Source organism: Streptomyces sp. NPDC048612 (assembly GCF_043199295.1).
Classification (GTDB): domain Bacteria; phylum Actinomycetota; class Actinomycetes; order Streptomycetales; family Streptomycetaceae; genus Streptomyces.
Window position 1 is genome coordinate 30,186 of sequence record NZ_JBICVV010000005.1, and the last position, 19,856, is coordinate 50,041.

The window sequence follows — 19,856 nt, forward strand, 5'->3', positions numbered from 1 at the left end:
CGCTCCGGAACCCGCGCACAGCAGCTTTGGCATAAGACTTGCCCCAGCCGGCACCACCACCTTGTTCTGCCTCCCTGGAGGTCGCCACCAGCAAGAAGATCGCTCCCCCCTTATGGTGACGCTGACTCAATACTGATAGCGAGGGGAACCACCCATGGCGGTCTCGGTCGGATTGCATGTCAGTCCGGAATTTCCTGCGATGCTTGAGCGGATTGACGCACTCGGCGGGGTGCTTGAGGCGGACGCGGCCGAGAAACTCGGCAGGCTCACCGAGGGCGTTGGGCGGGCGTTGCTGGGTGCCGGGGTCGTGAGGGCCGCGCTGCCGCAGAGTCTCGGCGGATGCGAGTTCTCGCCGCGCCAATTGATCGAGACGGTCGAGCGGGTCAGTTACCACGATTCCGCGGCCGGCTGGACGATGATGGCGCTTCAGTTGATGACCGGCACCACTGCGGCTTATCTCGATGGCGTTGCGGCGGCCGACTTGTTCCCGGATGTTGCGGCTGGGGAACATGCGTTGTTGGCCGGTCACGGTACCCGGCCCGGTCGGGCCGTCCCGGTGGAGGGTGGCTATCTGGTGAGCGGCAGTTGGCAGTTCGCTTCCGGAATGGCGCACGCCACCCATATCCACAGTGCGATCCAGGTCGAGGGCACCGGGGAGCTGCGGGTGCTGGCGATGCCGAAGTCGCAGGTGGAACTCGTCGACAACTGGGATGTGCTCGGGCTGCGTGCGACGCACAGTATTGATTACCACTGCGCCGATGTGCTTGTTCCGGCGACGCACACGTATCTCGCCACGACGACGAAGCCGGTCAACGGCGGCGCGATCTATCGCCTCGGTTTGGTCAACATGTCTGCCATCGGACACACCGGTTGGGCGTTCGGTGTCGGGCGGCGCCTGCTCGATGAACTGAAGGTGGTCGCCGCGGCGAAATCCGGCACACGTAACGCCGGCGTCGACACCGCGCAGTTCCACGCGGAGTACGCGACCGCCGAAGCCAAGCTTCGTTCGGCACGGGCGTGGGCGATGGAGGTATGGCGAGGTATCGAATCCACCCTGGATGCGGGTGAGTTGACGAGTACAGAGCAGGACACCCTGCTCAGGCTGGCGCTCAACCACGCGACGTGGACCGTGCAGGACGTGGGTCAGACGGTGCACCGGTGGGCGGGGACGGCGGCGATCCGGCGCGGGCCGATCGACCGGTTTCTGCGTGATCTCGGCACAGGTACCCAGCACATCACCTCAAGCCCCACGGTCCTGCAGAACTGCGGGAAATGGCTCAGCGGCGCGCAGTCTCAAGCACACTGGGAATTTCTCGACCTGACGCCATGACCACCACCAGGGCGAGTGCACACCGGCCTGCATCGTCCTGCCCGGCTCCCGCCGTCCGCTGATCGACAAGGCGGCCGAAAGACCGCATTCCCCTATGCCCGCAACGTCTCCGAAGGCGACTCCCCGAACTGTTGGCGGTATGCGAGGGAGAAGCGGCCCGGGTGCAGGAAGCCCCAGCGGGAGGCGACGGTGGTGACGGTCGTGGCGCCAGGGTCGGAGGCCAGGAGTTCCTTGCGTACGCGGTCCAGGCGGACCTCGCGCAGGTAGGCGAGCGGGGTCGTGTCGAGGTGGCGGCGGAAGCCTTCCTGAAGGGCCCGTACGCCGACGCCGACGTATTCCGCGATCTCCGCGACCGTGAGCGGCTCGGCGGCGTGTCCCTCGATGACCTCCATGGCGCGGCGGACCGCGGGCGGCGCGACGCGCGGCTGCTCGCCGAGCAGCGCCGAGGTGTAGTTGCTGGGCTGGGCCATCAACAGCTGGGTCATGAGCAGTGATTCGAGCTGTTGTGTCACGACGGGCCGGCTTGTCATGCCGCCAGGCCCCTCCGCCTCCCGGCGCATGAGGTCGACGATGTTGAGCCAGGACCGGGAGCCCGGGGTGGTGAGGTTCATGCCGAGCGAGAAATGAATCGGGCGGCGCACGGTGCGGCCGAGCAAACTGCCCAGGTGCGATTCCAGCGACGACCGGTCGAACCACACGATCAGCTGCGGATTGCCGTCACCCCAGCGCATGTCCAGCTTTCCGGTCGGAGAGGGGACAGAAGCGAGTTCCGGGGAGGAAATGATCTCCTCGCGGCCGCAGGTGATTTCGGCATGACCGGCGAGTGGGATTTGGACAAGGAAGAAGCTCTCCAGATCTCCCGGTGTGATCCGGACTTCCGTTCCGTAATCGAGGTAATAGAGACCTGTCCGGTCGAAGGGTGCGCCGTGCAGTCGGGCGTCGAGTGTCGCCGAGCGCCGCGTGATGCGCAGCTCATGCGGACAGAAGGCGCGGCCGACCTCGGCCCGCGCCTCCCAAATGTCCGCTGTATGGAACCGCTGGTGATTTGCGAGGGGGGACTTTTCAGCGGGCACGTAAACCTCCACCGCCGGGATGCGCAATCGGGACAGCAACCCGCGTGATCCGGATAGCGCAGGTGATCTTGCCACACCAGGATTGATGCCTGACCGCCGCGGCCCCGAGAGAATCCTGGGAATCATCAGCAATGCCGGGAGTGCCGGGCCGGACTGCGCCCGTCATTGGCGGCGCCAGGCCCCGCGGACGGCCCGCCGCATGCGCGCCGCGGTTATTACGCGCGACCGGCATGGCGGGGGCCGCCAAGGCGGTTCCTCCGCACGTCGCGGCGCCCGTGCCGCTGCCGCCCCGGCCCGCCGATTCGGCCGGGCCCTTCTAGCCGGCCGGGTCACCCGAGGCCCCTCCCCCGGACCTGCGGATGATCCGGCCTCCCGCGGCTGCCCGCCGGCCCCCCTCCGGCGGGCAGCCGCATTCCACACGACAGCCGCTCGCTCGTCGACGCCGCCACGTGCCGAAACGCTGCACAGCCCACGGCACTGCGCGGCACCGCTCAAAAACCCGCAACCCCAACCCCCGGAGAACCCCTCATGCGCAAGATCACCATCGTCGGAGCCGGCCAGGCGGGCCTCCAGCTCGGTATCGGCCTGCTCAGCCACGGATTCGACGTCACCCTCGTGTCCAACCGCACCGGAGACCAGATCCGCGAGGGCCGGGTCATGTCCAGCCAGGCCATGTTCGGCACCGCGCTGGCCCACGAGCGCAACCTCGGCCTCGATTTCTGGGGCGACGCCTGCCCGCCGATCGCCGGGCTCGGCGTGAACATCGCCGACGGCCAGGGCGGCCGGGCGCTCTCCTTCGACGCCCGCCTGGAGGCCACCGCCCGCTCCATCGACCAGCGCGTCAAAATGCCCCTCTGGATGGGCGAGTTCGCGCGCCGCGGCGGCCGTCTGGAGCTCTGCGAGGCCGGCATCGAGGACCTGGAGCGCTATGCCGCCGATTCTGACCTCGTCATCGTCGCAGCCGGCAAGGGCGAGATCGCCGGGCTGTTCGAGCGGGACGCCATGCGTTCCCCGTACGACGCTCCGCAGCGCGCGCTGGCCCTGGCGTACGTCACCGGCATGGCACCGCTCCCCGACCGGCCCGGCGTCAGCTTCAACGTCATCCCCGGTGTGGGTGAGTACTTCACCATGCCCAGCCTCACCACCAGCGGCCCCTGCGACATCATGTTCTTCGAGGGCGTCCCGGGTGGCCCGCTCGACTGCTTCGACGGGCTCACCCCCGACCAGCAGCTGGCGACGTTCCAGGAGCTGCTGCGGACGTACGTTCCGTGGGAGGCCGAGCGCTGCACCGATGTCACGCTCACCGACCAGAACGGCACCCTCGCGGGCCGCTTCGCGCCGACCGTCCGCAAGCCCGTCGCCACGCTGCCCTCCGGCGCGCAGGTGCTCGGCCTCGCCGACGTCGTCGTCCTCAACGACCCGATCACCGGCCAGGGGTCCAACAACGCCTCGAAGTGCGCGGCCTCCTACCTCGCCAGCATCCTGGACCACGGCGAGCGCCCGTACGACGCGGCGTTCATGGAGCTGGCCTTCGGCCGCTTCTGGGACAACGCGCAGTCCGCCACGACCTGGACCAACGCGATGCTCGGTGCCCCGCCGCAGCACGTCCTGGAGCTCTTCGGCGCGGCGAGCGCCAATTCCCGTATCGCCGCCCGCTTCGTCAACGGCTTCGACGACCCGCGCGACCTCTTCCACTGGTTCATGGACCCGGTCGCCGCGAAGAACTACCTGACCGAGGTCGGCGGCTGAGCAGTCCGTCAAGAGCCGGCCACGGCGAATTGACGCCACGTCAGCAACATGCGGATACGTACAGATACGTAACGAGAGCAGGACTGCAGGAGACATGAGAAGGATCGCGGTGGTCGGAGCCGGGCAGGCGGGTGCCCAACTCGCTCTGGGACTCCAGGCGCACGGTTATGACGTCACCCTGGTCACCGACCGCGGCCCCGACGAGATACGTCGCGGCCCGGTCATGTCCAGCCAGTGCATGTTCGAGACCGCGCTGCAGAGCGAGCGCGAACTCGGACTGCACCACTGGGAGGACCAGGCCCCGGACATCTCCGGCATCGCGTTCTCTCTCATCGGTCCGCACGGCACTCCGGAGGTGTCCTGGCGGGCGCCGCTGGAGGGCCCTGCCCACTCCGTCGACCAGCGGGTCAAGTGTGCCGCCTGGATCGAGCAGTTCGCGGACGGTGGCCACGGCGAGATCGTGCTGCACGAGGCAGGCGTCAACGACCTCGAATGGTACGCCCGTACGCACGATCTCGTCGTGGTCTCCACGGGCAAGGGCGAGCTGAGCCAACTCTTCCCGCGCAACTCCGAACTCTCCCCGTACGACCGGCCGCGCCGTGCGCTGGCTCTGACGTACGTCACGGGAGCGGCACCGCGGGAGGGGGCGGACGCCGTCCACTACCGCCTGGTCCCCGGCGTCGGTGAGTTCTTCTGCTTTCCGGCCCTCACCACGACCGGGCCCTGCGACATCATGGTCTTCGAAGGTGTCCCCGGCGGCCCGATGGACTGCTGGGACGACATCCGTTCGCCCGAAGGCCACCTCGCCCGCTCACTGGAGATCCTCCACCGGTTCTTCCCCGACGCATACGAGCGCTATCGGCACGCCCGGCTCACCGACAGTGGCGGGGTGTTGCGCGGAAGGTTCACGCCGACCGTTCGGTACCCCGTCGCGCGACTGGCCTCCGGCCGGCATGTCCTCGGCATGGCCGACGCCGTCGTCCTCAACGATCCGATCACCGGCCAGGGCTCGAACAACGCGGCCCAGGCCGCGGCCCACTACCTCGACAGCATCCTCCGCCACGGCACCGCCGCATTCACCCCGCAGTGGATGCAGCGCACCTTCGACAACTTCTGGCGCGGCTGGGCTCAATGGGCCGTCGGCTGGACCAATTCCCTCCTGGCGGAGCTGAGTCCGCACCACCACGACCTCCTGTCCGCGGCTGCCGAAATCCCCGCTGTCGCCGGCGCCCTCGCCGCCGGGTTCGACGACCCGCGCACCCTCTACCGCTGGTGGTTCGAGGAGGCCGAGGCCCACCGCTTCCTCGCCGAGAAGCGTGCCCAGCACGCCGCCCGCTTCGACGGCCGCGAGCTGCGCCGCGCGCTGGGCCAGTACGCCACCGGCGTGACGGTGGTGACGGCCCGCGCTCCCGACGGCCGCCACGTCGGCATGACCGCGAACTCCTTCACCTCCGTCTCGATGGACCCGCCCCTCGTCCTGTGGTGCCCCGGCAAAAACAGCCCGAGCCTCCCGGACTTCACCGACGCCTCGCACTTCGCCGTGCATGTACTGGCCGCCGACCAGCACCACCTCTCCCGCCAGTTCGCCACCCCGGCCGACGACAAGTTCCGCGGCACCCCCACCACCCCCGGTATCGCCGGCACCCCTCTCCTGGACGGCGCGGTCGCCCGCTTCCAGTGCCGCACGGTCCAACGCCTCGACGCCGGCGACCACATCGTCTTCCTCGGCGAGGTCGAACAGTTCGAGGCCGAGGGCGGGCCCCCTCTGGTGTTCCACTCGGGGTACTACCAGGTGGCGACGAAGCATCCAGATCTGTGAACGCGAGGTACCTGCCGGCCTGGCGTGCTCCGGCTCACGAGCCCCCGGAGAGCCACCCGGCGAGCGACGATCAGTCCTGGGCGAAGTGGCTCGGTCTGCCGTCGCGCTCGATCAGGCGGCCCAGCAGGGCGGCCTTGGCCCGGGGCATGAGGGTCCAGGTGCCGTCGCTGCGGCGAAGGGCTGCCGAGTGCCAGGGGGTGGTCCAGGCGTCGGGGGCGTCGAGGAGGCGGATACCGAACTTGAGGGCGCCGATGGGCTGGGGGTGGATGGACAGGCGTACGGAGCGGGGATGGTGGTCGGCGATCAGGTCGCCCCAGGCCCGGCTGCGCTGGATGACGCCGTAGGCACGCTGCCGGCACTCGCGCTGGAGGGCGGAGCGGGTGCCCGTGTGACCGGCGGTGTCCGCTACGAGGAAGCGGGTGATCCCCCGGTAGAGGGCGAGTGTGGTGTCGTCGGCGCGGACTTCGGCGCGCAGGACTTCCCGAGTGGGGGCGTAGCGCTCGTGGAGGTGGGCGCGCTGGGTGTCGTGCGGGAGGTCGCCGAGTACGTCGCGCAGGTCGAATACGGACAGGTTCGTCAGGCTCAACTGGGCTATGAGGGTACGTAGTTCGTCCGCGTAGGCGTCGACGTGCGTGTCGGGGACGCCGATGAGGTCGCCGAAGGCGTGGCCGTCGGAGCAGATGATCACGCGGGCGCCGGGCGGGTAGCTCCGCTCGATCTCGGTGCACAGGGCGTGCAGGAAGCTGAGGGAGAGGCGTTCTCCCTGGTCGGGGAGGTGTCCGAGGACTTTGGCGGGGTTGGGTGACTTGCAGGGGAAGCCGGGCAGGGTGAAGACGATGGGGGCGCCGTCGCGTATGAAGTCGGAGATCTGGCGCAGTTGACGGGGAAAGCTGTCGGCCGAGGTGGGAGCTTGGTCGGTGGTGCGGTGGTGCGGCAGCAGCAGGCTCAGGATCGTGGTGCTGACTCTTGTGGAGAGGGTGTCCGGCGTGGTCGTCGGCGACATGTCGTTCCTCCGGGAGGGCGTGACGGCATGACGCCGTGGCGTTCGGCCAGGCGCCGTCTGTCGGTCTGGCGAGTCGGTCAGTCGGGTCCGGGGCGGGCGGTGTGGCCGGCCCCGGGCGGTCGGCGGACGGTGTCAGAGGCGTCGGTCGTAGCCGACGGGCAGATCGGGGGTGCCCCGGCCGAGGACGGCCGGGGTCCATTCGAGGTCTTCGTCCTTGACGGCGAGGTGGAGGCCCGGGAGCCGGGTGAGCAGGGTGCCCAGGGCGATCTGGAGTTCGGCGCGGGCGAGGGCGGCGCCGGGGCAGAAGTGGATGCCGTGGCCGAAGGCGAGATGGGGGTTGGGGGCGCGGTCGAGGTCGAGGGTGTCGGGGTCGGGGAAGCGGCGCGGGTCGCGGTTGGCGGCGCACAGGGAGACGATCACGGAGTCGCCCGCCGGGACTTCGGTGCCGTGGAGATCGTTGTCCTGGTCGAAGAAGCGCCAGGTGGTCAGCTCGAAGGCGCTGTCGTAGCGGAGGAGTTCCTCGACCGCGCGGGGCAGCAGATCTGATTCGTCACGCAGGCGGGCGAGCTGGTCGGGGTGGCGGAAGAGGGCGACCAGCGCGGTGGTGATCTGGTTGGTGACCGGTTCCTGCCCGGCGACGAGGAGCTGGAAGATCATGGAGTCCAGCTCTTCCTGGGACAGTTCGCCGCGGTCCCGGGCCGCGACGAGGCGGCTGAGCAGGTCGTCGTCCCCGTGTTCGCGCTTGTGGGCGACGACGTCGGCTATGTAGCCCTGCAGGCCGTGCAGCCTGGCTTCGTACTGAGGGCGCCCGGGATCGGTGGGGCCGACGGGCTGGACGACCTTGCCCCAGTCCCGGTCGAAGCGGGCGGCCAGGTCCTGCGGCAGGCCGATGACTGCGGCGAGGACCTGGAAGGGGAAGGGGGCGGCGAAGCCGGTGACCAGGTCGGCGGGGCCGGTGTCGGGGAGCGCGTCGAGGAGGGTGTCGGCGAGTTCCTGGAAGCGCGGGCGGAGGCTCTCGATGCGGCGCGGGGTGAAGGCGTCGGTGACGAAGCGCCGCATACGGGTGTGCTTGGGCGGGTCCTGGTGGAGGAGGTGGACCTGGAGCTGGGAGTGCTGCGGCTCGGGCATGATCGAGGCGCGGGCGCGCCAGCGGTCGTTGCCGCGGTCGTGGTTCTTGCCCAGGCGGTCGTCGTTGAGGGCGGCGTGCGCGGCCTCGTAGCCGGTGACCAGCCAGGCCTGCACCCCGCTGGGGAAGAGCACGCGGTGGACGGGCCCGGCCTCGCGCATCCGCTCGTAGAGCGGGTAGGGGTTGCTCTTGTAGGGGCAGCCCATCAGCGGCACGGGCTCGGGGAGCGCTTCGGGGGCCGTCTCGGGTTCGTGGAGGGTCATGCGAAGGCTCCTCAGAGGGCGATTTCGGGCTGGTAGTGGTCCAGCCACAGGGCCAGGTCGACGACGCGTTCGAGGCGGAGGCGGTGACCCCATTCCAGCTGGTCGGGCGGGATGTCGAGGCAGGGTTTGAGGTGGGTCTCGTCGGCCAGGGACCGGACCTGATCGGTGGCCAGGGCGTCGCGTGCCAGGTCCTGGAGGCCGCGGTTGTAGGCGGGGTGGTGAGTGGCCGGGTAGTGGTTCTTGGGCCGGTGCAGCACGGAGTCGGGCGCGAGCCCGGCGCCGGCGGCGCGCAGCAGGCTCTTCTCCCGGCCGTCGAAGCTCTTCAGCTTCCAGGGCGTGGCGAAGGCGTACTCGACGAGGCGGTGGTCGCAGTAGGGGACGCGGACCTCCAGCCCCTGCGCCATGCTCAACCGGTCCTTCCGGTGCAGGAGTTGACGCAGCCAGCGGGTCAGGGACAGGTGCTGCATCTCGCGCTGCCGGTGCTCGGCGGGGGTCTCGTCGTCACGGTGCGGCACGGCGGCCAGCGCGCTGCGGTAGGTGTCGTCGCGGAACTCCCCGATGCGCAGGTCGAGCGCCGGGTTGAGCGGCATGGCGGCCTCGTCGCCGGTGACGAGCAGCCACGGGAAGGTGGCCGCGCTCAGTGCCTTCGGTGAGTGGAACCAGGGGTAGCCACCGAACACCTCGTCCGCGGCCTCGCCGGAGAGGGCCACGGTGGAGTGCTGGCGGATCTCGCCGAAGAGGAGATACAGGGAGGTGTCCATGTCGCCGACACCGATCGGCGAGTCCCTCGCCGCGACGACCGCCGTGCGGTGCTCGGGGTCGAGCAGCGCGAGCGGGTCGAGGACGACCGTGCTGTGCTCGGTGCCGATGTAGGTGCCGGCCTCGGCGGCGTACGGGGTGTCGTGGCCGGTGCGCAGGACGTCGCCGGTGAACTGCTCGGCCTGGTCGCTGTAGTCGACGGCGTAGGAGCGGATGCGGGCGTCCGGTCCTTCGCGCAGCCGGAGTTCGTCGGCGAGCAGCGCGGTCAGCACGGTGGAGTCGATGCCGCCGGACAGCAGGCTGCACAGCGGGACGTCGGCCTCCAGCTGACTGCGGGCGGCCGTGCCGACCAGCTCACCGATCCGTTCGACGGCCGTGTCCCGGTCGTCGTCGTGAACCTCGGCCGCCAGCTGCCAGTAGCGGCGTTCGCGGATGCCGTCGCGGTCCAGTACGAGCAGGCCGCCGGGTTCCACCTCGCGCACTCCGGACCACACCGTCGGCCCGGTGTTGAAGAGCAGGCTGTACGCCTCCCGCAGCCCGTCGGCGTCCACCCGTGGCCGGATCTCCGGGTGGGCGAACAGGGCCTTGGGCTCGGAGGCGAAGGCCAGGCCGCCGTCGACGGCGGCCCAGTACAGCGGTTTGACGCCGAGGCGGTCGCGTACCAGCAGCAGCCGCTGGGCGCGCTCGTCCCAGACGGCGAGGGCGAACATGCCGTCCAGGTGGTCGGCGAGGTCCGCGCCCCATTCGGCGTACGCGCGCAGCACCACCTCGGTGTCGCTGCGGGTGTGGAAGCGGTGCCCCCGGCCGCGCAGCTCGGCGCGCAGCTGGTGGTGGTTGTACACCTCGCCGCTGTAGCTGAGCACGGTGGCCGGGCGGTCGGGCCGGTCGGTCATCGGCTGCACGCCGCCGGCCGGGTCGATGACGGCCAGGCGGCGATGACCGATCGCAGCGTGCTCGCCGAGCCAGACCCCGCACGCGTCCGGCCCCCGTGGGGTGAGGGTGGCCGTCATGGCATCGAGTACCGGGCCCTGGATACGGGCGTCGTGGTGGAAGGACACCCATCCGGTGATTCCGCACATAGGAGTGTCTCCTGGGTCAGTCGTGAGTGGCCGACGTCGTGTCGGTCGCGTTCTCGGGGACGGAAGCGGGCCTGCTGCCGGGCAGGGCGAGCAGGGGTACGGACAGGCACGCGGCGAGGGCGGCCAGCGCGAGTGCGGCCCGTACGCCCGTGTCAGGTCCGGTCAGCCCCCAGGCGGCGGTGGCCAGGGCGGGGCCGAGGGTGAAGCCGAGACTGCGGGCGAGCTGCACCGTGGCCCCCACCGTCGCGATCCGGTCGGGTGGCGCCGCGCCCATGACGAGGGCCTGGGTCGGGCCCCCGTTCAGGCCCAGCCCGACGCCCGCCAGCGCCAGCCGCCAGGCCACGTCCAGCGGCGCCCAGCCGTCGCCCAGCGGAAGCAGCAGAAACAGGCCGGCGGCGGTGAGGGCGGCGCCGGTGACCGCGATCGGCCGGGCGCCGTATCGGTCTGCGAGGCGTCCGCCGAGCGGCCCGGCCACCCCCATGCCGAGGGGGAAGGCGAGCACGGTCAGCCCGGTCATGGTGGCACTGACACCGTTATCGCGCTGAAGGTGCAGGGCGACGACGTAGTGCATGGCGGCGAATCCGGCGGCCAGCGTCAGCACGGCCCCGTGCGCCCGGACCAGTCCCACCGTCCGGAGCGCTCCGGCCACCGGACGCCCGCCCGGCCCGCGCAGCCACCACCACAGCGGCGGTACGGCGGCGAGCGCGAGCAGCAGCCAGGCCGGGCCGTCCGGCGCCAGCGTCAACGCCAGCAGCACGATCGCTGCACCCGTGCCGACGAGCAGCGCGTCGGCCACCGACCGGCGGTCAGGAGCCCGCAGTCCCCCGTCCCGCCGCATCGTCCGCCAGACCACGACCAGGGCGAGCACACAGAACGGGATCTTCACCAGGAAGACGGAGCGCCAGCCCAGGTGATCCAGCAGCATGCCGCCCACGGCGGGCCCGATCACCGCGCCCAGCGGCCCCAGGGTTGCGGGCACACTCATCGCCCGTCCGCGCAGCTCCGGCCGTACCGAACGCATCGCGAGAACCGGCATCAGCACGAACAGCGCCGCACCGAAAGCGCCCTGCAGCAGACGGGCGGCGATCAACCAGGCCATCCAGGGCGCCGCGGCAGCCAGGGCGCTGCACAGGCCGAACCCGCAGATCGCCGCCAGCACGGCGGAGCGCAGCGCCACCCCGTCGAGCCACCGGCCCACGGGCAACAGCAGTGCCACCACCGGCAGTTGATAGCCCAGCACCGCCCATTGAGCGGTCGCGGTGGACACCTGCAGACCGTCAGCGATATCGGCCAGAGCCACGTTGACGATGTTCATGTCGAGCATCGCCACGAATGCCAGCAGACCCGCCACGGCGACCAGCGGCCAGCGGTCCCCGCCCACAGCCATGTGACCGGTCCGTTCCACACCGGGACCGTCGTTGGTCACCCTTCTCCCCCTCACTGCCACGGGTGGGCTGCCGGGCAGCAGCCTCGCTCCATAAGTCGGGGCAGGAATGGGGGGAGTTCCCGGTGATGCCCGAGAACATGACGGCAGGGATGGCTTTCTCTGCGGGACACAGACTCCTTTCCGCGTTCCGGAGCAGACTTCTCCCCAAGCACCACCCGCCGTGGAACTCAGGACTCCACTCAGCCGACTCCTGAGGTGAGGGCGTCGATCTGAACACCCCTCCACGGTTCCGTACACCGGCGAAAGCCCCCCGCCCCCAGGAGTTCCCCATGGCCCAGAAGCAGTACAACGTCACCGGCATGACCTGCGAGCACTGCGTAGCGAGCGTCACGGAAGAAGTCTCCGAGGTACCGGGGGTGAGCGAGGTCGTGGTCGATCTCGCCGCGAACAGCGTCACGGTGCACGGCACGGACCTCGATGACTCGCAGCTGCGCGCCGCCATCGTCGAGGCCGGTTACGTCGTGGCCGATTCGGTCGCCGCCTGACCCCATACAACGGCCGGGCACCTGAGCCCACCCCACAGGCCGGGCAGGAGCTGTCGTCTCCTGCCCGGCCCGCGGTCATCCTCCGGTGAGTGCCTCCGCCGGCGCGGGCGTCTCCGTTCCGGCCGGTGTCTGGTGGTCGAAGGCGATCAGTGGATCACCGGTGAGCGGGTGGTCGACCACCGCCGCCCGCACGCCGAACACCTCGGCCAGCAAGGCGGGAGTGAGGACCTCGCGCGGCGGTCCGGAGGCGATCACCACTCCGCCGTGCAGGACATGCAGTCGGTCGCACACGGAGGCGGCGGCGTTGAGGTCGTGCAGCGACACCAGCGTCGTACGGCGCTGGGCCCTCAGCAGGGCGAGCAGTTCGACCTGGTGGCGGATGTCGAGGTGGTTGGTCGGCTCGTCCAGCACCAGCAGGTCGGGGTCCTGGGCGAACGCGCGGGCCAGCAGGACGCGTTGGCGTTCGCCACCGGACAGGGCCGTGAACCGCCGTCCGCCCGCAGCAGTCATGCCCACGTCCGCGAGCGCTCGGGCGACGATGTCCCGGTCGGTGGCGTCATCCCCCGCGAAGGCCCGCTTGTACGGTGTGCGTCCCATCGCGACGACCTCGCGGACGGTCAGTTCGAAGTCGCTCTGCCTCTCCTGCGGCAGCGCCGCCACATGCCTCGCCGACTGGACCGCGGACAGCTCGCGCAGGTCGGTACCGGCCAGCAGGACGCGTCCGGCGGTGGGCTTCAAGTGCCGGTAGACGGTGCGCAACAGCGTGGACTTGCCACTGCCGTTCGGCCCGACCAGGCCGGTGATCTCGCCCTCGGCCGCGACCAGATGGGCTCCCGCCACGACCGTACGACCGGCGTAGGCGATGCTCAGGTCTTCGATGTCGATTCTCAACTGCCGCTCCCAAGGCGTCGGTCCAGCAGATACAGCAGGGCCGGAGCCCCGATGAGTGAGGTGACCACGCCGACCGGCAACTCCTGCGAGCCCATCGCCGTACGGCAGACGATGTCGACCACCACCAGGAGCAACGCCCCGAACAGCGCCGAGACCGGCAGCAGGCGACGGTGGTCGCCACCGACGACCAGGCGGCAGACGTGCGGCACCATCAGCGCGACAAAGGCGATCGCGCCGGACACCGCCACCAGGACGCCGGTCAGCACACTGGTCACCGTGAACAGCTCGCGGCGCAGCCGGGAGACATGGACGCCGAGCCCTGCCGCGGTCTCGTCGCCCATCATCAGGGCGTTCAGCCCCCGGGCCCGCGCCTGAAGCCACAGCAGGGTGAGCGGCACCACGATCGCGGGCATGGCCAGCACCGGCCAACTCGCGCCGCTCAGGCTGCCCATGAGCCAGAACAGCACACTGTGCGTCTGCTGCTCGTCCCCGGCCTGCAACACCAGAAAGCTCGTGAAGCCGGACAGGAACTGGCCGATCGCCACCCCGGCGAGCACCAGGCGCAGCGGTGCGAAGCCCCCGCCCCTCCGGGCGACGGCCCACACGAGGGCGAAGGTGGCCAGGGCTCCGGCGAAGGCCGCACCCGACAGCCCCAGGCCGAGCGCCCCGCCCGCGCCGAGACCGAGGACGAGGGAAGCGACCGCTCCGAGGGACGCTCCGTTGGAGATGCCCAGCAGGTACGGGTCGGCCAGCGGGTTGCGCACCAGCGCCTGCACCGCCGTGCCGACGACACCGAGTCCGGCACCCACGAGCGCGGCCAGCACGGCACGGGGGACGCGCAGTTGCCACACGATCAGGTCGTTCGTGCCCGGCCGCGGGGCCTCGCCGGACAGTCGCCGCCACACCACGCTCCACACCTCGCCGGGCGAGATGGACGTCGATCCCCAGGCCACGGCAGCCGTCAGCGCGGCGAGCAGCGCGAGGACGAGAACGACCGCCAGCGGCCCGGCGGGCAGACTGCGTGCGTCCTGGTCCTGGCCCTGGCCCTGGTCCTGGCCCTCGTCGGTGGTCTTGCGGCGGGAGGCGGACAACGTGGAGAGCACGGCTAGCCGACCTTGCCCGGGTAGAGGGTCTTGGCGATCTTCTCGACCGTCTCGGCGTTCTCGACGCCGGCGATCGTGGTCGGCTCGGAGGCGATGCGCAGGAAGTGGCCCTCCTTGACCGCCTTCAGCCCCTTGGTCGCCGGGTTGGACTCCAGCCACTTCTGGGCCTCGTCGAACGCCTTCTTGTCCGTCGCCTCACTGCCCCGGCCGCGCACACCGAGCTGAATCCAGTCCGGGTTCTTGGCGATCACCTGCTCCCAGCCCACCTGCTTGTTGTCGCCATCGCAGCCGGCAAAGGCGTTGCGGGCCCCGGCCAGAGTGATCACCGCGTTGGCGACCTGGCGGTTGCAGACGACGGTGGGCTGCTTGGTGCCGGCGTCGTAGTCGAAGAAGAAGTACGTCGGCCGCTTGCCCGCCGCCGTACCACCGACCGCCTTCTGGACCGCGCCGACCTTCTCCTTCATCCCCGCGACGAGTTCCTTCGCCTTGGCGCTCGTGCCGGTGACCGCGCCGAGCGAGGTGATGTCCGCCTCGACCGCCGACAGATCCGTCACGGGCTTCTTGCCCTGCGCCGCACAGGCAGTGGACTTCAGGTAGATGTGCTTGATGCCGGCCGCTTCGAACTCCTCCGGGGTCGGCGCATCACCCATCCCTCCCCCGCCCATGCCCCCCATGGACGCGAACGTGTCGATGTACACGTCGGCGCCGGAGCCGAGGAGCTTCTCCTTCGGGATCACGTTCTTGCTGAGCACCTTCACCTTCTGCCCCTGCGCATCCAGCGCGCCGGGCAGTGTGCCCTTGCCGGGCGGGAAGCCGGTGCCGATCACCTTGTCCCCGGCGCCGAGGCGGAGCAGCAGCTCCAGGCTGGAGGCGTTGCTGGTGACGATCCCCTTCGGGGCGTCGGAGAAGGTGGTCTTGGCCCCCATGCAGTCGGTGACGGAGACCGGGTAGCCCCCGGCCGCGGACTTCCCAGCCTTCCCGGTGCCCTCGTCCGCCGCCCCCTTCTCCCCGCCGCCGCAGCCGGCGACCAGCAGGCCGCCCAGTACAACGGCCGCCGTACCGCCCCACACACGAGAACGCATCGATACCCTCCCAGGTCCACTCGGTGAGCGGACGAACCTCCGCCACCTGCTTCAGTAGTCGGGACAACCTCCCGCCGAGTTCCCACCACACCTCAGCAAGCGGGCTGACGGCGATCACGGCCCCAGACGCGCTCACCTGGTAATCGAACCCGTGGGCTACGTTGAATGCGTTCGCATACAGAGGCTTGGGTCGTGGGGGTGGATGGCAGTGCCGCAGGGAAACGCCCAGAGACTGGGGCATGTTCTGGGTCGGACGGGGTGGTGCGTGCTCATGTACGTGCCCCTCCACACCGCAGCCTGGGTGGCCAGCTCGCTGACGGACGGGCGGGAAGACAATCTCCTGAAGAGCGTGACGCTGGGGCTGGACGTGCTGCCACTCATAGGCATCCCCACCCTGCTCATCGCGGTTGTCGCGGTATCACTCCACAAGCGCATGGGCATGGCCCTGTTCCGTGTGCTGCTCGCCCTCCCGCTGATCCTCTGCGCTTGGCCCCTCCTCTACCTCGGCCCGCCCGAAATCATCTGGCAGACCATGGCTCAGATCGCATTCGCCGCCCTGATACCTACGCCACTCTTCCGCCAGGGAGTGACTCGGGAGGGCTGACGAGTGGGGACGCCCTTCTCGCCCGTCCCCGGCCCCCTCGTGACCGCTGTCTTGCCGCCGGTGGGAATCAGAACCGGCCACTGCCCCACCCGTCGAACGGACCGGTCACGCTACGGGAGCAGCCAGACGGTTAGGCTACGAAGTGGAGCGTAACTAACTGATGGGGAGGGGAACATGGCGGTGGAGCCGACTGAGTCGGCCGCGTTCCGCGGCTTAGCAGAAGAGGCGATATCGAGAGAGCAGAGCCACCTCACCGGCGGGGCGGGCGTCGGGACCGGTGACTACAGACCCGCCAATCCTGGTAGTCCTGGGTCTGCCGAGGTGGTCCTCACCGCCGTGGGTACGGCGGCAGTACTCCCTTTCATGCAGGCACTCGCGACCCAGGCCGGCAACCGCGCCTTCGAAGCCGCCCGGCAGCTGGTCGCTCGCTGGGTTCGGGGCCCCGGATCGGGTACACCACCGGTGGTGGACAGGGGAGAGTCCCTGACGGTCATCGACGAGGGCGATGGGCGACTGACATTTGAGGTCCCTTCGGGGCTTCCTGACGCAGCATTGGAAGCGCTGACCCGTGTCAATCTGGAGGCCCTGGCCGCACCCTCCCCCGACGGTGGGAGGGTATTGATCCTGTGGGACGCCAAAAGCTGTGAGTGGCGGAGGGCCTTCAGGTAGGGGATGCCTCTCGCCTCACCGCATAGCGGAGCCGCTCCACACCCGAACTCCCGCACCTGGCCTGCGTGTTCACCTGACTGCGTCGAAAATTCGGCAGCCACTCCACCATATGGATACCTCGGTTGCGGAGTTCCAGGTGCGGGCAAGATGCCTCGCATGACTGATGAGATACGCAATGCGTACCTGCTGGCTGCCGAGCGAGCCGTGGAGCTGCTGGCCACGGAGCGGGTGGCGCGTTGCTGGGGTGAGGATTCGGTGCTGTCGGGGATGTCGGTCGGCGGCCTGGCCGGTCACCTGGCGCGCAGCATCCTGCAGGTCGAATGGTTCCTTGACGGTGAGGTGAACGGCGCGCAGCCGGTGTCGCCGGTGCACTACTACGCGCGTCTCGTCGGCACCACCGTGCCGGACTCCGCGCTCAATGTGGGCGTGCGTGAGCGGAGCGAGGAGACGGCCGCGGCCGGCCCCGCCTTGGTGGCCGAGCAGGCACGGACGGCGTGGCAGCGGCTGGTACAGCGGCTGGGCGAGGAGCCGGCCGATCGACACGTCGCCATCCTCCACCGGCCGGGAGAGGAGATGCTGCTCGACGGCTACCTCCAGACCCGGTGTGTCGAGCTGGCAGTGCACCTTGAGGACCTGGCACTGAGTGTGGGCGAGGAGTGTCAGACTCCCTCAGCCACGCTCGCCCTCGCCGTCGACGTCCTTGTCGCAGCGGCCCGCGACCGGCACGGCGATCAGGCGGTACTCCACGCGCTGGCCAGGCGCGAACGTGACAGCAACCAGGCCATCCGCGTGCTTTGAAGTGAAGCCCGCGCAGTCTCGCGCAGTTAGGCGTGTGGTCATGGGCGGCGGTTCGGACGGTTGTCCCCGGCGATGACGGCCAGGGCAACCTCTACGCACCGGAACACCCGGCAATCCGAGTCCTGTTGCTCACCAGCACTCCGGCCCCAGAGCCCACCCTGCACACCCGCCTGGCCACCATCCAAGGTCTCGTGTACCTGAACCGCGAATGACGTGTGTGGCGCCGGGCTCCTGCCCACTGACCGGCCCCCCTGCCCGCTACCGGGTGTACGGCGAGGACGCGGTCGGGCAGCTGGGGTTCATTGGTGCCGCAGAGCTGGCGCGGGAGCGGGTTTTGTGATGGATCTTGTGAGCCCCCGCCGCACTTCAGAGGTGCACCCGTGCTGTTCTGCCAGTGGTGAACGCCAGTCCGGCCGGGCCTGATCATCACTACAGTCCAGTCGCATGACGACGATTACGACGCGTACGGTCGAGTACCAGGCCGACGGTTTGACGATGAGCGGGCACCTCGCGCTCCCGGCCGGTGCCGACCGCCGGCCCGCGGTGCTGCTCGGACCAGAGGGCACGGGGCTGAGCGACGTCGAGCGCCGCCGGGCCGATGCGCTCGCCGAGTTGGGGTACGTAGCGCTGGCCTTCGACCTCCACGGCGGGCGCTATTTGGGCGAACCCGAGGAGATGCTGGCCCGTTGCATGCCGCTGCTCGCCGACCCCGGCCGGATGCGGGGCATCGGCCACGCGGCGCTCGACGTGTTGCGCGCCGAACCGCGGACGGACCCCGAACGGATCGCCGCCGTCGGCTACGGGACCGGGGGCGCCATCGGGCTGGAACTCGGGCGCGAAGGCGTCAACCTGCGCGCGATCGGGACAGTCAACGCACTGACCACGGGCCGTCCGGGCGAGGCGGCACACATTCGCTGCCCAGTGTGGGCCGGGGTCGGGTCGGAAGACCCGATCATGCCGCCCGCTCAACGGGAGGCGTTCGCCGCCGAGATGCAGGCCGCAGGCGTCGACTGGCGCCTCACGGTCTACGGGGGAGCCTTGCACGCCTTCCACCACCCATCGGTCGACCACACCGTGCGCCCGGGGGTCGGCTACCACCCACGACACGCGCAGCGCGCCTGGCGCGACATCGTCGACCTGCTCGCCGAGTGCCTGCCCGTAACGGAGTGATCTGGCCGGCCACCGCGGTTCCGACTCGGCCGGCGGCTGGGCCGTTATCCGGCGAGGGTCCGGCGAACGCGGCTGCCCAGGACGACTCCAACGCTGTGATCACATCAGCCACATCGAGATCATCTCGTCTGTGACTAGCGACTGCCCGGGCGGGACGTCTTGGTTCCGGAGGCGCGCGTTGCCATTACAGCAACGATAGTTGTAGCTGCGGGCGCGGTGGTCGCAGCCTGATGCTCGGCCAAAAGGCCGTCGACAACAATCAGGAGGCCACCGATGACCACCCATGAAGGCGTCATATCCGCACTGAGCGCAGACGGCAACGGGCAGCTGGGCAACCGCGTCCACCACATTCGAGCCGGCGAGTTGGATGGCCATGCCGCCATCAGCGGCGGCACAGTCGGCTCGAAGAAGCTCTGGATGGGCCTGGTGGAGAATGCACCGTTGAGTGCAACGGACAACCACCATCACGGCGAGTCCGAGGCGGGGATCTACGTGGTCAGCGGTCACCCCGTGTTCGTCTTCCACGACGGCATACAGGAGGTACGGATCTCCGCCGAGCCTGGCGACTTCCTGCTTGTCCCCCCGTTCGTCCCGCATCGCGAGGAGAACCCGGACCCGAACGAGCCCGTGGTCGTAGTGATCGCACGGACCACCCAAGAACCGATCAAGGTGTCCGTGCCCGAGCTGTACCAAGTCAAGGAGACGGGCGCACGGCAGGAAGAAGACGTGGCCCGATTGATCGGGTGACGGACCCGCGTCCCGCTCCCGACACCCCAGTCGAACTCCTAGCGTGTGGGTGGTCGGTGCCGGCTGCACCGTCACTCACGGAGGAGCCGGACGCAGCGACCCCGGAAGCGCGATTCGTGCGACCGGGGTCACGCGAATTCCACGCCGGACCCGCTCACCAGGATGCGCCGCCGGGCAGCAGCGTGATCGTGACATACGCACCGTCCGAGTCGCCCTCATAGGCGCACGCAAGCAGACCGGCCTCGCTGAGTTGCGTCAAGGCCGTGGTGAGGCCCTCGGGGGACGTGCGCAAGGCGAGTGCGGCGGAGTGCATGGGGAGGCTGATGATGTGTGCCGTGGCGCGTCCCAGGGCGGGGGAGGCGGTGGCAAGGTCCGCGAGGAAGGCGGCCAGTGGTCCTCCTTCGAGGGCCGAGTGAGCCTTCGCCACCCATGGAACCAGCCAGTCGTCGGCCAACGGCATCACCGGTACCACTCCTTTTCCCATGGGGGTTTGAGAGAAGCGTGGACCGGACGCCTGACGCGACGCACCACGCCGGGGGCCGAATGGGTGACCCGCCTTCGGTCCGCCGAGGGAAGAAGCAGGCCCCCACAGGGGCAAAACAACCCTTTTGCCCATAATCCTCGCCGGGTATCACGGGATGCCGGATATTCACATGGAT

Annotated in this window: 16 protein-coding genes and 2 pseudogenes; 9 read left to right on the top strand and 9 right to left on the bottom strand. The window is 69.7% G+C overall.

Going from position 1 to position 19,856, the window contains the following annotated elements; genetic code table 11:
- Nucleotides 1–154: 154 nt before the first annotated feature.
- The gene (locus ACGFN2_RS10365; RefSeq protein WP_393359082.1) at nucleotides 155–1,330 is read left to right on the top strand and encodes an acyl-CoA dehydrogenase; all 1,176 of its coding nucleotides are present in this window, start codon (nucleotides 155–157) and stop codon (nucleotides 1,328–1,330) included.
- A 92-nt stretch (nucleotides 1,331–1,422) separates the two neighbouring features.
- Here ACGFN2_RS10365 and ACGFN2_RS10370 read toward each other — a convergent pair whose 3' ends face one another.
- On the bottom strand, nucleotides 1,423–2,529 hold the full coding sequence (locus ACGFN2_RS10370; protein WP_393359438.1) for an AraC family transcriptional regulator: 1,107 nt from the start codon (nucleotides 2,527–2,529) through the stop codon (nucleotides 1,423–1,425).
- Nucleotides 2,530–2,931: 402 nt separating this feature from the next.
- Between ACGFN2_RS10370 and ACGFN2_RS10375 the strand changes: the two genes are divergently transcribed.
- From ACGFN2_RS10375 to ACGFN2_RS10385, 3 genes and pseudogenes are all read left to right on the top strand, one after another.
- Nucleotides 2,932–4,152 (top strand): styrene monooxygenase/indole monooxygenase family protein, encoded by a 1,221-nt coding sequence (locus ACGFN2_RS10375; RefSeq protein WP_393359084.1) that lies wholly within the window; start codon nucleotides 2,932–2,934, stop codon nucleotides 4,150–4,152.
- Between the two features lie 94 nt (nucleotides 4,153–4,246).
- A pseudogene (locus ACGFN2_RS10380) lies at nucleotides 4,247–5,461 on the top strand (styrene monooxygenase/indole monooxygenase family protein); the annotation flags it as partial.
- A 69-nt stretch (nucleotides 5,462–5,530) separates the two neighbouring features.
- Nucleotides 5,531–5,971, top strand: a pseudogene (locus ACGFN2_RS10385) (flavin reductase family protein); the annotation flags it as partial.
- 70 nt (nucleotides 5,972–6,041) lie between these two features.
- Here the strand turns inward: ACGFN2_RS10385 and ACGFN2_RS10390 are convergent.
- From ACGFN2_RS10390 to ACGFN2_RS10405, 4 genes are all read right to left on the bottom strand, one after another.
- Nucleotides 6,042–6,974 carry an isocyanide synthase family protein gene (locus tag ACGFN2_RS10390; RefSeq protein ID WP_362614665.1) on the bottom strand — a complete coding sequence of 311 codons (933 nt, stop codon included), beginning with the start codon at nucleotides 6,972–6,974 and terminating at the stop codon, nucleotides 6,042–6,044.
- A 132-nt stretch (nucleotides 6,975–7,106) separates the two neighbouring features.
- Nucleotides 7,107–8,363, bottom strand: a complete 1,257-nt coding sequence (locus tag ACGFN2_RS10395; protein ID WP_393359086.1) for a cytochrome P450 — start codon at nucleotides 8,361–8,363, stop codon at nucleotides 7,107–7,109.
- Between the two features lie 11 nt (nucleotides 8,364–8,374).
- A complete protein-coding gene (asnB, locus tag ACGFN2_RS10400) occupies nucleotides 8,375–10,201 on the bottom strand; it encodes an asparagine synthase (glutamine-hydrolyzing) (RefSeq protein ID WP_393359088.1) in 1,827 nt (608 codons plus the stop codon).
- A gap of 16 nt (nucleotides 10,202–10,217) precedes the next feature.
- On the bottom strand, nucleotides 10,218–11,627 hold the full coding sequence (locus ACGFN2_RS10405; RefSeq protein ID WP_393359090.1) for an MFS transporter: 1,410 nt from the start codon (nucleotides 11,625–11,627) through the stop codon (nucleotides 10,218–10,220).
- A 290-nt stretch (nucleotides 11,628–11,917) separates the two neighbouring features.
- On the opposite strand from ACGFN2_RS10405, the gene ACGFN2_RS10410 reads away from it, so the two are divergent.
- Complete coding sequence (locus tag ACGFN2_RS10410) at nucleotides 11,918–12,133, top strand: heavy-metal-associated domain-containing protein (protein WP_393359092.1); 216 nt, start codon at nucleotides 11,918–11,920, stop codon at nucleotides 12,131–12,133.
- Between the two features lie 75 nt (nucleotides 12,134–12,208).
- On the opposite strand, the gene ACGFN2_RS10415 is transcribed toward ACGFN2_RS10410, so the two are convergent.
- From ACGFN2_RS10415 to ACGFN2_RS10425, 3 genes are read right to left on the bottom strand one after another with little or no spacing between them, the layout of a single operon-like run.
- Nucleotides 12,209–13,024: an ABC transporter ATP-binding protein gene (locus ACGFN2_RS10415; protein WP_393359094.1), complete on the bottom strand. Its 816-nt coding sequence runs from the start codon at nucleotides 13,022–13,024 to the stop codon at nucleotides 12,209–12,211.
- Nucleotides 13,021–14,127, bottom strand: coding sequence for a FecCD family ABC transporter permease (locus ACGFN2_RS10420; RefSeq protein WP_393359096.1), 1,107 nt, complete (start codon nucleotides 14,125–14,127; stop codon nucleotides 13,021–13,023). Before ACGFN2_RS10420 ends, ACGFN2_RS10415 begins: the two co-directional genes overlap by 4 nt.
- A gap of 2 nt (nucleotides 14,128–14,129) precedes the next feature.
- Nucleotides 14,130–15,209 carry an ABC transporter substrate-binding protein gene (locus ACGFN2_RS10425; RefSeq protein WP_393359098.1) on the bottom strand — a complete coding sequence of 360 codons (1,080 nt, stop codon included), beginning with the start codon at nucleotides 15,207–15,209 and terminating at the stop codon, nucleotides 14,130–14,132.
- 271 nt (nucleotides 15,210–15,480) lie between these two features.
- Here ACGFN2_RS10425 and ACGFN2_RS10430 point away from each other — a divergent pair, with 271 nt between their 5' ends.
- The 4 genes from ACGFN2_RS10430 to ACGFN2_RS10445 all read left to right on the top strand — a co-directional run bounded on the left by ACGFN2_RS10430 (nucleotide 15,481) and on the right by ACGFN2_RS10445 (nucleotide 19,197).
- The gene (locus tag ACGFN2_RS10430; RefSeq protein ID WP_393359100.1) at nucleotides 15,481–15,813 is read left to right on the top strand and encodes a hypothetical protein; all 333 of its coding nucleotides are present in this window, start codon (nucleotides 15,481–15,483) and stop codon (nucleotides 15,811–15,813) included.
- Between the two features lie 825 nt (nucleotides 15,814–16,638).
- Entirely contained in the window at nucleotides 16,639–17,280 is a 642-nt protein-coding gene (locus tag ACGFN2_RS10435) for a maleylpyruvate isomerase N-terminal domain-containing protein (RefSeq protein WP_393359102.1), read from the top strand.
- A gap of 444 nt (nucleotides 17,281–17,724) precedes the next feature.
- On the top strand, nucleotides 17,725–18,450 hold the full coding sequence (locus ACGFN2_RS10440) for a dienelactone hydrolase family protein (RefSeq protein ID WP_393359104.1): 726 nt from the start codon (nucleotides 17,725–17,727) through the stop codon (nucleotides 18,448–18,450).
- Between the two features lie 273 nt (nucleotides 18,451–18,723).
- Complete coding sequence (locus ACGFN2_RS10445; RefSeq protein ID WP_362610840.1) at nucleotides 18,724–19,197, top strand: cupin domain-containing protein; 474 nt, start codon at nucleotides 18,724–18,726, stop codon at nucleotides 19,195–19,197.
- 154 nt (nucleotides 19,198–19,351) lie between these two features.
- On the opposite strand, the gene ACGFN2_RS10450 is transcribed toward ACGFN2_RS10445, so the two are convergent.
- Nucleotides 19,352–19,657: a hypothetical protein gene (locus ACGFN2_RS10450; protein ID WP_393359106.1), complete on the bottom strand. Its 306-nt coding sequence runs from the start codon at nucleotides 19,655–19,657 to the stop codon at nucleotides 19,352–19,354.
- Nucleotides 19,658–19,856: the final 199 nt, after the last annotated feature.

Coding starts and splice junctions, on each gene's coding strand:
- ACGFN2_RS10450 (WP_393359106.1), bottom strand. CDS start 19,657: ATGCCGTTGGCCGACGACTGGCTGGTTCCATGGGTGGCGAAGGCTCAC.
- ACGFN2_RS10430 (WP_393359100.1), top strand. CDS start 15,481: ATGTACGTGCCCCTCCACACCGCAGCCTGGGTGGCCAGCTCGCTGACG.
- ACGFN2_RS10435 (WP_393359102.1), top strand. CDS start 16,639: ATGACTGATGAGATACGCAATGCGTACCTGCTGGCTGCCGAGCGAGCC.
- ACGFN2_RS10395 (WP_393359086.1), bottom strand. CDS start 8,363: ATGACCCTCCACGAACCCGAGACGGCCCCCGAAGCGCTCCCCGAGCCC.
- ACGFN2_RS10370 (WP_393359438.1), bottom strand. CDS start 2,529: ATGATTCCCAGGATTCTCTCGGGGCCGCGGCGGTCAGGCATCAATCCT.
- asnB (WP_393359088.1), bottom strand. CDS start 10,201: ATGTGCGGAATCACCGGATGGGTGTCCTTCCACCACGACGCCCGTATC.
- ACGFN2_RS10445 (WP_362610840.1), top strand. CDS start 18,724: ATGACCACCCATGAAGGCGTCATATCCGCACTGAGCGCAGACGGCAAC.
- ACGFN2_RS10410 (WP_393359092.1), top strand. CDS start 11,918: ATGGCCCAGAAGCAGTACAACGTCACCGGCATGACCTGCGAGCACTGC.
- ACGFN2_RS10365 (WP_393359082.1), top strand. CDS start 155: ATGGCGGTCTCGGTCGGATTGCATGTCAGTCCGGAATTTCCTGCGATG.
- ACGFN2_RS10425 (WP_393359098.1), bottom strand. CDS start 15,209: ATGCGTTCTCGTGTGTGGGGCGGTACGGCGGCCGTTGTACTGGGCGGC.
- ACGFN2_RS10390 (WP_362614665.1), bottom strand. CDS start 6,974: ATGTCGCCGACGACCACGCCGGACACCCTCTCCACAAGAGTCAGCACC.
- ACGFN2_RS10375 (WP_393359084.1), top strand. CDS start 2,932: ATGCGCAAGATCACCATCGTCGGAGCCGGCCAGGCGGGCCTCCAGCTC.
- ACGFN2_RS10440 (WP_393359104.1), top strand. CDS start 17,725: ATGACGACGATTACGACGCGTACGGTCGAGTACCAGGCCGACGGTTTG.